Source organism: Citrobacter sp. Cpo012 (assembly GCF_030333015.1).
GTDB classification, from domain to species: domain Bacteria; phylum Pseudomonadota; class Gammaproteobacteria; order Enterobacterales; family Enterobacteriaceae; genus Citrobacter; species Citrobacter portucalensis.
In genome coordinates, this window is the sequence record NZ_JAOWGR010000037.1 from 528,312 (window position 1) to 539,854 (window position 11,543).

At 51.0% G+C, this 11,543-nt stretch carries 12 protein-coding genes; 4 read left to right on the forward strand and 8 right to left on the reverse strand.

Annotated features, from left to right (window positions below):
- Window positions 1–58: 58 nt before the first annotated feature.
- Window positions 59–595, reverse strand: a complete 537-nt coding sequence (locus OGX90_RS12400) for a helix-turn-helix domain-containing protein (protein ID WP_213752761.1) — start codon at window positions 593–595, stop codon at window positions 59–61.
- Window positions 596–700: 105 nt separating this feature from the next.
- On the opposite strand from OGX90_RS12400, the gene OGX90_RS12405 reads away from it, so the two are divergent.
- Entirely contained in the window at window positions 701–1,867 is a 1,167-nt protein-coding gene (locus OGX90_RS12405) for a benzoate/H(+) symporter BenE family transporter (protein ID WP_126317998.1), read from the forward strand.
- Here OGX90_RS12405 and OGX90_RS12410 read toward each other — a convergent pair.
- Window positions 1,850–2,719 carry an AraC family transcriptional regulator gene (locus tag OGX90_RS12410; RefSeq protein WP_286623958.1) on the reverse strand — a complete coding sequence of 290 codons (870 nt, stop codon included), beginning with the start codon at window positions 2,717–2,719 and terminating at the stop codon, window positions 1,850–1,852. The genes OGX90_RS12405 and OGX90_RS12410 overlap by 18 nt on opposite strands.
- A gap of 184 nt (window positions 2,720–2,903) precedes the next feature.
- On the opposite strand from OGX90_RS12410, the gene OGX90_RS12415 reads away from it, so the two are divergent.
- Window positions 2,904–3,812 carry a DMT family transporter gene (locus OGX90_RS12415; RefSeq protein WP_032943534.1) on the forward strand — a complete coding sequence of 303 codons (909 nt, stop codon included), beginning with the start codon at window positions 2,904–2,906 and terminating at the stop codon, window positions 3,810–3,812.
- A 37-nt stretch (window positions 3,813–3,849) separates the two neighbouring features.
- Here the strand turns inward: OGX90_RS12415 and OGX90_RS12420 are convergent, their stop codons facing one another.
- From OGX90_RS12420 to tehA, 3 genes are all read right to left on the reverse strand, one after another.
- Window positions 3,850–4,524 (reverse strand): DUF3313 domain-containing protein, encoded by a 675-nt coding sequence (locus tag OGX90_RS12420; protein WP_048214142.1) that lies wholly within the window; start codon window positions 4,522–4,524, stop codon window positions 3,850–3,852.
- 155 nt (window positions 4,525–4,679) lie between these two features.
- A complete protein-coding gene (tehB, locus tag OGX90_RS12425) occupies window positions 4,680–5,276 on the reverse strand; it encodes a tellurite resistance methyltransferase TehB (protein ID WP_048227574.1) in 597 nt (198 codons plus the stop codon).
- On the reverse strand, window positions 5,276–6,277 hold the full coding sequence (tehA, locus tag OGX90_RS12430) for a dicarboxylate transporter/tellurite-resistance protein TehA (RefSeq protein WP_286623961.1): 1,002 nt from the start codon (window positions 6,275–6,277) through the stop codon (window positions 5,276–5,278). The genes tehB and tehA overlap by 1 nt, the downstream gene beginning before the upstream one ends.
- 113 nt (window positions 6,278–6,390) lie before the next feature.
- Here tehA and ydcK point away from each other — a divergent pair, with 113 nt between their 5' ends.
- Window positions 6,391–7,371, forward strand: a complete 981-nt coding sequence (gene ydcK, locus OGX90_RS12435) for a YdcK family protein (RefSeq protein ID WP_286623963.1) — start codon at window positions 6,391–6,393, stop codon at window positions 7,369–7,371.
- On the opposite strand, the gene rimL is transcribed toward ydcK, so the two are convergent.
- On the reverse strand, window positions 7,363–7,908 hold the full coding sequence (gene rimL / locus OGX90_RS12440; protein WP_286623966.1) for a 50S ribosomal protein L7/L12-serine acetyltransferase: 546 nt from the start codon (window positions 7,906–7,908) through the stop codon (window positions 7,363–7,365). The genes ydcK and rimL overlap by 9 nt on opposite strands.
- A gap of 218 nt (window positions 7,909–8,126) precedes the next feature.
- On the opposite strand from rimL, the gene alr reads away from it, so the two are divergent.
- The gene (alr, locus tag OGX90_RS12445; protein WP_153753008.1) at window positions 8,127–9,353 is read left to right on the forward strand and encodes an alanine racemase; all 1,227 of its coding nucleotides are present in this window, start codon (window positions 8,127–8,129) and stop codon (window positions 9,351–9,353) included.
- A 66-nt stretch (window positions 9,354–9,419) separates the two neighbouring features.
- On the opposite strand, the gene OGX90_RS12450 is transcribed toward alr, so the two are convergent.
- Both OGX90_RS12450 and OGX90_RS12455 read right to left on the reverse strand, forming a co-directional pair.
- Window positions 9,420–9,644: an HP1242/YdcH family protein gene (locus OGX90_RS12450; RefSeq protein WP_003833168.1), complete on the reverse strand. Its 225-nt coding sequence runs from the start codon at window positions 9,642–9,644 to the stop codon at window positions 9,420–9,422.
- Window positions 9,645–9,811: 167 nt separating this feature from the next.
- The gene (locus tag OGX90_RS12455) at window positions 9,812–11,467 is read right to left on the reverse strand and encodes a glucan biosynthesis protein D (protein WP_100272422.1); all 1,656 of its coding nucleotides are present in this window, start codon (window positions 11,465–11,467) and stop codon (window positions 9,812–9,814) included.
- Window positions 11,468–11,543: the final 76 nt, after the last annotated feature.

Consider the following 11,543-nt stretch of genomic DNA (forward strand, 5'->3'; position numbering starts at 1 on the left):
CGGTAAAAATGGCGGTTATTGTAGTCACAAGCGCGGCGTTTCGGAATAGTTTTCCCGATTAACCGCGTGGGTAATGGATCAGCGAATGAAAATGAACCGTTTGCTCGCTACTGTTACGGTAACTATGTGCCGTATCTCCAGCGAAACGGACACCCTCACCGGATTTAAAGGTGCGCCACTGCCCCTCAATACACATATCCAGCAGACCACTAATCACCACCACGTGCTCAATTACGCCGGTTTCATGCGGAGTAGATTCACTGAGCGCGCCGGGTGCCAGCAGTATCGAAAAATAATCGAAGCACAGTTGCGGATCCCACGGGAACAACGGTGTGACGACCATCGCCTGCTGCTGGGGATCGAATGTTAGCGTGCCGTCTGACTCTGGTGGTGAAATAAACGTTGAAAATGGGACGTTCAGTCCGGTGGCAATTTTCCACAATGTCGCCACCGTTGGACTGGATTCGTTGCGCTCAATCTGCCCCAGCATCGCTTTTGACACGCCAGTTTCCTCCGCCAGACGCGAAAGGCTCCATTCCCTCTGGTGACGTAGCGTCTTGAGCGTTGTGGCCAAATAGTGGGTTAAGTTGTCCATTTTTCTCCTTCGTCGCTCTCCTTTCTCAGGGCTACAGCTTAGCACTTGTACGCTATAACGCACAGTGTTACAGTGACTGACCGTTATAACGCACGCGGAGTTGCTATGCGCACATTTTCCATCCCCTTGCCTACAGTTTTGTCGGGTTTTGTGGCGGTCCTGGTCGGCTACGCCAGTTCAGCGGCCATTATCTGGCAAGCGGCGCTCGCCGCAGGTGCGACGACCGGACAAATCGCAGGCTGGATGACCGCACTGGGGTTAGCAATGGGGGTCAGTACGCTGGCGCTGACATTGTGGTATCGCGCCCCTGTACTCACCGCATGGTCAACGCCCGGTGCCGCGCTGCTGGTGACGGGCCTGCAAGGGGTATCGATTCAGGATGCTATCGGTGTTTTTATCGTAGCTAATGCATTGATTGTGCTGTGTGGTATAACCGGGCTGTTTGCCCGCCTGATGAAAATTATTCCCCACTCGCTGGCATCGGCCATGCTGGCCGGGATCTTGCTGCGTTTTGGTTTGCAGGCGTTCAATAGCCTGAACAGTGAGCTTATCTTGTGCGGCAGCATGCTGCTGGCGTGGTTGGTACTAAAAGTAATTGCCCCACGGTATGCCGTTATCGCCGCAATGTTGGTAGGTATAGCCATCGCCCTGGTTAAAGGTGACATTGTCACCGATGGTGTTAATCTGTCACCGGTGTTGCCAGCGTTTATTGCACCACACTTTTCATTAGCCCACAGTATCAGTATTGCGCTACCGCTGTTTCTGGTCACTATGGCTTCGCAAAATGCCCCCGGTATTGCGACCATGAAAGCATCTGGATATTCGTTACCCGTTTCACCCCTGATTGTTTTTACGGGTCTGTTGGCACTGCTATTTTCGCCGTTTGGCGTCTATTCCATCTGCATCGCCGCCATAACCGCCGCAATTTGCCAAAGCCCCGAAGCCCATCCAGATGCAAATCGACGCTGGCTCGCCGCAGCCGCAGCGGGTGTCTTTTACATTCTGGCTGGGGTGTTTGGCGGTTCGGTCACAGGACTGATGGCAGCCCTGCCCGTAAGCTGGATCCAGATGCTTGCTGGTCTGGCATTACTCGGCACGATTAGCGGTAGTTTATTTCAAGCCTTACATAATGAAGCAGAACGCGATGCGGCCATCGTGACTTTTCTGGTTACGGCCAGTGGTCTGACGGTATTTGGCGTTGGGTCTGCATTCTGGGGGCTGGTCGTCGGCGGTATTTGCTACTCAGTGTTGACATTATTTCGCCGCGCGTAGCTGCGTTGGCGTTTTACCCGTCACTTGTTTAAACCGGTTACTGAAATGGCTCGCCGAACTGAACCCACAGGCCATTGCAATATCCGACAGGCTGCGTGATGAACAACAGACCAGTTGCTGCGCCAGCGCCATACGGCGTTGCATGACGTACTGATGAGGCGCCATACTCATCGACTGGCGAAACATTCTGGCAAAATGGAATTCACTTAGCGCTGCTTCACCTGCCAGATCGCTCAACGTTATGGGATACGCCAGATGTGCTTCAATATAGGCCAGCACGTTGCGCAATGTGGCAGGCGCAAGCCCTCCGGTGACGACGGGAAGTCGCCATTGCACATTGCTGTAATGCTGGATCAGATGCGTTAACAGTAGTGAAGATGCCGCGCTAAGCGTGAGGTGATTGGCCGGTTGCTGCCAGTCATTACCAAGCAAAAACTGACGGTAAACCGCCGTGATCCCCGGGTCACTGCCAAACGTATGCTCGTCCAGCGTGAAGCTATAGGGGCTTTTGTCCCAGACTTTTTCACCCACTTCGCGCAAATGCGCGTCCGTACAATAGAGATGAACAAAGGAAAGATCGTCACGAATATCCCAACTGGACTCACTCTCTTTCGGCATCAGGCAAAAACGGTCTGGTCCCCCGCCATTCTTCCAGCCTCCCGCCGTCTTGTGGTAACTCTCGTAACCATCTGCGATGTATAAACTGAGCGTATGGTGATCGCAATATTGGGTGATGGTATCGCGTTTGTTCGACCAGGCCGCCAGTTGGATCCCTGAATGTAACGCAACCGATTCATGCAGCACGGCATTATGTTTGCGCAAGTTTTCAAAGGCACCGTAGGGCTGAGACATACCATCACATTCAAAATAAGTTAGCAGGCTTTCAGTCTATATCAGCTACATATCGTTAACAGCTGCCTTTTCACTATTACGCTAAAAAAAGCGCAAGATTTTGCAAGTCCACCGCAAGCCGATGAAAGCCTCCTGCATTCCGTCGTGACACAGTGTAAGTCTGAATGAATAAAGAGAGAGTCGTATGAACGCACTGTTGTACTGCCTGGTAGTGGTTATTTGGGGAACGACATGGATTGCGATTTATTTGCAGCAAGGTCCGGTTTCTGCGCCGGTTTCTATCTTTTGGCGCTTCGCCGTTGCCAGCTCAGTGATGATAGTGATCCTGTTGCTAAGCGGTAAATTACGCAAACTGTCTGGCCGCGATCATCTGTTTTGTCTGTTACAGGGCGGATGCGTTTTTTGCTTTAACTTCTGGTGTTTTTATACGGCTGCGGCGTGGATTAATACCGGCCTGGAGTCGGTGATTTTCTCAATGGCCGTCCTGTTCAATGCAGTCAATAGCTTCATCTTTTTTGGTCAAAAACCACCGCTGCGCTTCTATATTGCAGCGGGTCTGGGACTGACGGGCATCGTGACTCTGTTCTGGCAGGATTTGCTCAACAGCGGGTTTAATCATTCACTGTTACTGGGCATCGGTTTGAGCGCTCTGGGAACCTTCGGCTTCTCACTGGGTAATATGATCAGTCTGCGTCACCAGAAAAAAGGGTTGGAAGTACTGACCACCAACAGTTGGGCCATGCTGTACGGCACATTGCTGATCGCGGCCATTGCGCTGGTGCGCGGCGACAACTTCACGCCACAGTGGACATTCAGCTATCTTAGCGCGCTGTTATATCTTGCTATTTTCGGCTCAGTGATTGCCTTTGGCGCTTATTTCACGCTGGTAGGTCGCATTGGTCCCAGTAAGGCGGCATACAGCACGCTGCTGTTCCCGCTGGTGGCGCTGACGCTGTCAACATTGTATGAAGGATACATCTGGCAAGTTAATGCAATTGCCGGATTGGTGTTGATCTTACTGGGAAATCTGGTGATGTTTGCCCGACCGGAAGCGCTGATGGGTAAACTACTCTATCGTCGTCGTGTGGCATAAAAAAACGCACCATCCTGAGATGGTGCGTTCATCATTTTTATTGTGGTTTTTTGTTCACATCAAACATGGAGGCATCGGTCGCCATGTCATCAACAACTTTCTTCAACGTTTCGAACGCCATCGGCGTACTTTCGTTGTTCAGGTCTTTACCTTCACCCTTACGTACAACTTTAATCACCGGTTTATTGGTCGCTGCATCAATCAACTCACCCTCGAAATAGAGGTTGGTATCCATGGTACGGTGACCCGTCGCCATTTGCGTTCCCGCAACGAGCAGTGCAACCGGGACCACTTCATAGAACTGCAGTCCTTCTTTGCTGGTCGCTACACCGGTAATCGCCCCGCGGAAAATCAGGCTACGCGGTCCAGGGGTCGTAACCAGAGGCTTACGCTTGCTGATGGCGGATTTCAACTGTGTATTGGTATAGGTCAGTAATTGATCAAGAACCTGCTGCCCTACCTGCGTAGTAGGTTTCGGAACCGGATAATACGTTACCGGGTTATACACGATGTTGTCATATTTGGATTCGTTGTAGCTCGGGTCAACCCAACGGAGTACCGTTTGTCCCGAGGCTGATTTTGTTTCCTTCAGATCAGAGTAATTTTTTAAAAACCCAGAATATTTATCCGGCTCGGTCACTTTTGACGCACAGCCGGATAATGCCAACAAGCCAGTAAGCGCTGCAACTTTAAATAAAGTTTGAGTACGCATGAAACGATCCCTTTAGTTTTCGCAATGATGCCTAAAAAGGATAGCAAAACAGTTTCATTTTGGATGTACTAAAAATGGTAAGCACCGCACAATTTTATCTCTGCGCTCAGCACAAAAAATGCTGAACGCAGAAAGAGTTAACCCAGACGCGAGGTTCAGGCAGTTTTGCGTGCCAGCATGGTGGCAAAGCGCAGTTTAATTCGATTACCGTTTTCATCTGTACGATGAAGTTCACCTACGTCTTCGTTATATTTCAGCAGATCCCACCCACTGTAATAGTTGCGTAATTCTCCGGTTTTAAACGCAAACGGAAAACCAACGGTGCACGGAAAATCATCAGTATCCATCGCTGCGACGATTAAGTTATATCCACCCGGTTTAGTACAACGTTGCATATTCTCAATAAGGCCAGGGATCGTTTTGGCTTCAAGAAACATCAGTACAACGGTAGAAAGAATAAAATCGTATTCACCCTCAAAACGCAACGCATTAAGGTCAGCGACCTTCGCGTTCAGGTTGGTCAGCCCCTCAGCCGCTTTGATGCGCTCAAGGTTAGCGATGCTCATGGGGTTTTTATCCCATGCGGTAACGTCATAGCCATTTGCCGCCAGGTACAGGCTGTTTCGGCCGTTACCGCAGCCCAGATCTAACGTTTTACCTGGCGCAACCACTTTTGCCGCTTCAACGACATCGGAATGCGTACGGGTTAAATCATATTTTTCAGTAAAGTAGTTTTCGTCGCAAAGGGTCATTATTTATCCTCAGATTTCAGTAATGCAGCACGCTCCGTGCGGATGAGCAGTTTCCCCTGCATCAGCAATGCAAACGTACGTATCAGTAATAATGCAATGATAAAATTGGTAAAAATAAACAGTGGGATAGACAGCGTATGAAAAAATCCTGATTCGCTGCCGTGTCCAAGATGCAATCCCGTTGTCGCCAGGGCCGACACGCCAAACGAGAAGCTCCAGAAAGACGCATTAAACGGCTGTGACAAATACCACGGCATAAGGCGTAGCATGAACAGAAGTTGCAGCAAACCATAGCCGAACAACATTTTGGCTAACGTATCCCCCTCGCCACCGTTGACGCTAAGCCAGGCGCTACAGGCGACCAGCGCGGGTGCCAACTGAATACCAAGTGAAGTCCGTAAAACCGTCGGCAGCTCGCCGCAGCTTCGTAAACGTTGCAGAATCACTGGCTCCAGGCTGAGCCATGAAAATACCCCGGCGCCCAAAAACACCAATCCGGCATCGTTGAACCCAAGTGCACCACAGGCCATGGCGCTGATAAAGTTATTGGCAACGGTTGGCAGATACAGACCCGGCGTGGTGGCCTCTTCCGGATGCTCCCCACGCCACAGCCCTGCCGTTTGCCAGGCTGCGTATGCCAGCTGTATGACCACGCCAATACTGAATAACCCAATCGCCAGCGGTCGATACCACGGAACAAATCCAATCGCGACCAGCATCGTGGTGGCCGGAAACAGACTGACAAAGCTACTCATCACCGGATGACGAATTTCCGCCAGTACGCTATGCGGAAAACGCAGTAAACGGCTCAGAAAGGCCAGCGTCAGCAATCCCCAGATGACCATTGCAAGGATGACTAAGCCATCAGCAATCCAGTGGCTCACCGGCCACACCTGGCTGGCGTAACGCCACGCAAATCCCATCCCAATTGTACCCAGTACCATGCCAAAATAACCGGCCGGAAGATTGAGGACCCGTTCACTCTGTTTGTTCTTACTCATTTTGTTTATTTTTTAAAGTATATTTGAAATGCATTTTATGGAATATCTGCCGGTTTAGCCAGTGCAGAAAACTTTGCTACGTTTAACTAAGGTGCGCAACATGGAAATGAGCTATGACCAAATACCGTCTAAGCGATGAATCTCGCTCCTTTAGTTACCTGGATAATGGCAATAAAAAAAGTGTATTACTACGCCAAATCATCGCACTCATTGATTTTAATGATGTTAGATCCGGTACGCTCGGTGGCTGGATTGATGATGAAAGCGTTCTGTCGCAAAGCGGTAATTGCTGGATATACGATGAGAATGCGCTCGCGTTTTCCGGCGCGACGATATCCGGAGACGCCCGTATTACACAGGCAAGCGTGGTCAGAGATGGCGCGCAGATTGGTGATGCCGTCTGGATTGACCGAGCAGAAATCAGCCATAACGCGCAAATACGTGACAACGTCACCATTCAGGATTCTGTTGTTCGCGGTGAGTGCCTCATCTGCGGTGATGCACGCATTGTGTGTGACTCTGAAATCATTGCGGCCAGAGGGTTAACCCGTGAAAGCGACCAGCTCCTGCAAATTTACGAGCGGGCGGCAGTCAGCAATTCACGCGTGGTGCATCAGGCGCAAATCTATGGCGATGCGATGATCAATTATGCCTTTATAGAACATCGGGCTGAAGTTTTTGATTTTGCACGGATAGAAGGCAATGAAGAGAATAATGTCTGGATCTGCGATTGCGCCAAAGTCTATGGGCATGCACGCGTCATCGCCGGAACGGATGAAGACGCCATTCCTACCCTGCGCTACAGCTCGCAGGTGGCGGAACACGCGGTGGTTGAAGGTAACTGCGTGCTGAAACACCACGTGCTGGTTGGGGGGCATGCGCAATTACGTGGCGGACCGCTCCAGCTTGACGGTCACATCCTGATTGAAGGCTATGCCTGTATTCTGGGTGAAGTGCTGATCGAGCATCATATTGAGATAACCGATCAGGCCCAAGTTGAAGCCTTTGACGGCGATGCGATCCATCTGCGCGGGCCAAAAGTGATCAACGGTGAACAACGTATCACGCGCACCCCTATCGCCGGTTTATTCTGAAGAGCCATCAATGATGCGGGCGTAGAGATTCACGTCATGGTAATCGCCATTAAGGAACTCCGCCTGTTGCATACATCCTTCCAGTCGGAAGCCATTGCGCAGTGCAACCTGGTTGCTCTTGACGTTATCTACACGACATTTAATCACGAAGCGGCGAATATCCTGGCGCTGCGCATAATGATGAATCATTGCCTGTAGCGCCTGAGACAGAATGCCTTTGCCCTGGTGCTCTTCACCCAGCCAATAACCAATATAAGCGGCTTTGTTCAGCGGCTCTATCTGGTTAAACGAGATAACGCCAGCCACCTCCCCTTGTTCGAAAATAAGGAACATTTTGGCGTAGCCGCGCTGGTGCAACATCATATTCCCCTGCACGTTCTTACGCGTGTCGTCCTCAGATTCGACAAACTGCGGCCAGTTCAGTGACTGTTGGAGCCAGGTTTTATTTTTAAGCACCAACTGATGCAGAAGGGTGACGTGGTGTTCTTCTACCGCCCACAGTTCCAGCGCGTCACTAACGATAATTATTTCTGACATGTTTATCTCCTTTGCGATCGTAAACGGGGCATTTCTGACTGGCAGTAGCCGATATTACTCTGTTTAGCGCCGGGGATGTCTTATTTTTATGCTGTAACAGCAATCACTTAGAAAGAATCTCTGGCGTGGAACCCGTTACTCTGGTGATCCGGGTATCCCCTGATGGATAGACCGTAATGATGACAATAACACTTTCATTCTATTGCTAAGGAGCAAGCATGGCAGCACCTTTGGGTCGTTTAGCACTTATTCCGCTTTTACTGATTACCGCCTGTCACCAACCTGTTTCCACCACGCAAGCGGGCCCCGTTCCCTTTGCCGTCAATAAGCAACAGGTCGTGGATAATACCACGCTGGAAATTTCCCGTAGCGCGCTGGAATATAACATTCATAAAGTTCAGCAACTGCTGGGAGATAAAACCCGGATGTGCGCCATTCTTAAAGGCGACGCGTATGGGCACGATCTCTCACTGGTAACACCGGTGATGATGCAAAACGGCGTGCAATGTATTGGCATCGCCAGCAACGAGGAGATTAGTACCGTTCGCCTGTCAGGCTATACATCGCAGCTCATGCGCGTGCGTAACGCGACGGAAAAAGAGATGCGCCAGGCGGCGGATTTCGATACCGAAGAGCTTATCGGTAATCTGGATATGGCTAAGCGTCTAAGTGCAATCGCTCAGGAGAAAGGTAAAACTATTCGTATCCATCTGGCGCTGAACTCTGGCGGTATGTCGCGTAACGGTCTGGAAGTCAGTACCGCTGCAGGTCTGGAAGAAGCACGCGCTATTTCCGCATTACCTGGCCTGAAAATTGTCGGCATCATGTCGCATTTCCCGGAAGAAGATGCGGCAGTGGTAAAACGCGATCTGGCCCGTTTCAATACGCAATCAGCCCAGGTACTGAAAATTACCGGGCTTAAGCGCGAAGATGTCACCCTGCATGTCGCGAATACGTTCGCTACCCTGACCGTTCCAGAATCCTGGCTCGACATGGTGCGTGTTGGCGGTATTTTCTATGGCGATACCATCGCCAGCACCGAATACAAACGCGTCATGACGTTTAAATCTGCCATCGCGTCGGTAAACCATTACCCCAAAGGAAACACCGTCGGATATGACAGAACCTATACCCTTAAACGTGATTCCGTTCTGGCCAATATCCCGACAGGTTATGCCGATGGTTATCGCCGTGTGTTCAGTAATGCAGGGCACGTGCTGATCCGCGGCCAGCGGGTTCCGGTACTGGGTAAAACATCCATGAATACCGTGATCGTCGATGTAACCGATTTGCCGCAGGTTGCATCCGGTGATGAAGTGGTGCTGTTCGGTAAACAGGGAAATGCACAGGTTAGTGCAGAAGAAGTCGAAGAAATTAGCGGCGCGTTGTTCACTGAAATGTCGATCCTCTGGGGGGCGACGAACAAACGCGTGATGGTCGATTAACACCTAAAACAGGAAGGGCTTCCGTTTCTCGCAGGAAGCCCTTTTACACAGCAAGCGCCGTTCTACTCAGCTCTCACTGACACTCTCTTTTTGCAATATTTTGAGCAAATCTTCCTTCAGGTGGAGTTTCTGTTTCTTAAGACGAACAATGTCCAAACTATACCCCCGACCATCCGAACCTTCCAGTCTGGAGATCTCATGATCAAGGCTGTTGTGTTTTTCGAATAAGGACAGAAAGCGAGGGTTCTCGGATTTCAGTCGGGAAATAAGGTCTCTGTATTCTGGAAACATACTTTCTCCCTGTTAGTGGACAAGAACGTGTATAAGAAATACACACCCACAGAGTACCCATTTGCCATACAGAAAAATGCGAACAGGATCGAGTAAATAGTGTACAGAGTCGTTATGAGGATGATTGCAGATACGGCTCCCCATCAGGAGAGCCGTAAAGGGCGTGATTAACGCATCTCGCGGTCGTCAACGTACTGACGTTTATCCGGCGCTGGCGGGAAGTACTGATACAGCCAGGTTTCGCTGATGGCGTCACCCTGACAACGCAGGAACATACGCATATCTACCGGTTCGGTTGAGTCAGAGGTCGGATACCAGTCAAACTGAATGCGATAACCATCGATAGGCTCCACGTAGAGGATCTCAATCTGTTTCGCTTCACCGCTGGAGAGCGTAATCACCGGTTCAATGCCTTTCGGCGCAGCCGCTTTTAGATCGCCACCAACGAAGTCAACGGCAAAACGACGCGCCCATTTTTCTGGGTAATGCTCGCCCGGTGCCCATCCTTCCGGGAAACCGCCCATGCCTGTCCGGGTCGCCATCACGCGAGCCAGCGGTGAACGCACCGGCGGTTGAGCGCTCCAGTACAGGCGATATTTGAATTCCAGCTCATCGCCGGCTTTGATCTTCTTGTCCGGCTGCCAGAAGCAGACAACGTTATCCAGCGTTTCGCCGGTCGTCGGGATCTCCATCAGACCGATGGTCCCCTTGCCCCACTGGTTGCGCGGTTCCACCCACAGGCTTGGGCGCTTGTTATACCAGCCCATGATGTCCTGATAATGGGAGAAGTCGCGATCGAGTTGCAGCAAGCCAAACCCTTTCGGGTTGTTATCGGTATAGGCGTTGAACTGCAGCTTTTGCGGGTTATTCAGCGGACGGCAGATCCACTCGCCATTGCCCCGCCACATCGCCAGACGATCGGAGTCATGGATTTGCGGGTGAATAGTGTCGCACATCCGACGCTCATTGTTGCCGCAGCTGAACATGCTGGTCATCGGCGCAATGCCAAGCTGCTTGATGTCTTTGCGCGCATAGATGTGGTTTTGTACATCCATAATCACCTGCGTTTTCTCGCAGTGGATCACGAACTTGAATGCGCCGGTTACGCTTGGGCTGTCGAGAAGCGCATACACGGTAAAAGAGGTTGCGCCCGGTTTAACCGTTTCAAACCAGAAAGAGGTGAAATCAGGAAACTCTTCTTTGCTGTCGGTGTAGGTATCTACCGCCAGACCACGGGCCGATAAACCGTACTGATAGGTGTCATCCACGGCGCGGAAATAGCTGGCGCCCAGGAAAGAAACGACATCGCGGCGGGCCAGTTCTGGCGCTTTAAACACGCGGAATCCAGCGAATCCGAGGTCAGTCTGCCCTTCCAATTGTTTGGTATCCACACCCGCGTCGTTGTATTTAAACAGTTCCGGACGGAAGTGAATTTCACGCGCCATATGCGTACTACCATCAACCGAGAACATGCGTACACGGCGACGGAAGCCCATTCCCACGTGGAAGAACTGCGCATCAAGCTGACGATTTTCAACATTGTTCCACAGAGACTGCTCTGCGTCATATTGAATGCTGTTGTAGGCCTGCGGCGTCAGTTTCGCCAGCGTTTCCGGTAACGCGCGCGGTGCGCCGCCCCAGGGCTTCTGTGCTAAGTCATGGGCCATCGATTGCAGAACGGAAAAATCAAAACGTACGGTTTTTCCGTCTGCAATGTCAGACTCTGCCGCAAAGGCGGCGCGGGAAAAGAGTGATGCAATACCACTGGTTCCGCACACGGCGGCCATTGCCATTGAACCTTTAATAAATCGTCTGCGATTCATGCCTGAAAGTGAGTCCTTCTGGTCGTGTAAATGGTCCCGCGCCGGTCAAAATCAGCGGCAAGAGAGTGCACATTTC

What these genes read in the sequence shown, in the direction of transcription:
- OGX90_RS12415 (WP_032943534.1), top strand. Translation starts at nt 2,904, where the DNA reads ATGAACGCACTGTTGTACTGCCTGGTAGTGGTTATTTGGGGAACGACA.
- OGX90_RS12450 (WP_003833168.1), bottom strand. Translation starts at nt 9,644, where the DNA reads ATGTTTCCAGAATACAGAGACCTTATTTCCCGACTGAAATCCGAGAAC.
- alr (WP_153753008.1), top strand. Translation starts at nt 8,127, where the DNA reads ATGGCAGCACCTTTGGGTCGTTTAGCACTTATTCCGCTTTTACTGATT.
- OGX90_RS12410 (WP_286623958.1), bottom strand. Translation starts at nt 2,719, where the DNA reads ATGTCTCAGCCCTACGGTGCCTTTGAAAACTTGCGCAAACATAATGCC.
- ydcK (WP_286623963.1), top strand. Translation starts at nt 6,391, where the DNA reads ATGACCAAATACCGTCTAAGCGATGAATCTCGCTCCTTTAGTTACCTG.
- OGX90_RS12400 (WP_213752761.1), bottom strand. Translation starts at nt 595, where the DNA reads ATGGACAACTTAACCCACTATTTGGCCACAACGCTCAAGACGCTACGT.
- OGX90_RS12455 (WP_100272422.1), bottom strand. Translation starts at nt 11,467, where the DNA reads ATGAATCGCAGACGATTTATTAAAGGTTCAATGGCAATGGCCGCCGTG.
- tehA (WP_286623961.1), bottom strand. Translation starts at nt 6,277, where the DNA reads ATGAGTAAGAACAAACAGAGTGAACGGGTCCTCAATCTTCCGGCCGGT.
- rimL (WP_286623966.1), bottom strand. Translation starts at nt 7,908, where the DNA reads ATGTCAGAAATAATTATCGTTAGTGACGCGCTGGAACTGTGGGCGGTA.
- OGX90_RS12405 (WP_126317998.1), top strand. Translation starts at nt 701, where the DNA reads ATGCGCACATTTTCCATCCCCTTGCCTACAGTTTTGTCGGGTTTTGTG.
- tehB (WP_048227574.1), bottom strand. Translation starts at nt 5,276, where the DNA reads ATGACCCTTTGCGACGAAAACTACTTTACTGAAAAATATGATTTAACC.
- OGX90_RS12420 (WP_048214142.1), bottom strand. Translation starts at nt 4,524, where the DNA reads ATGCGTACTCAAACTTTATTTAAAGTTGCAGCGCTTACTGGCTTGTTG.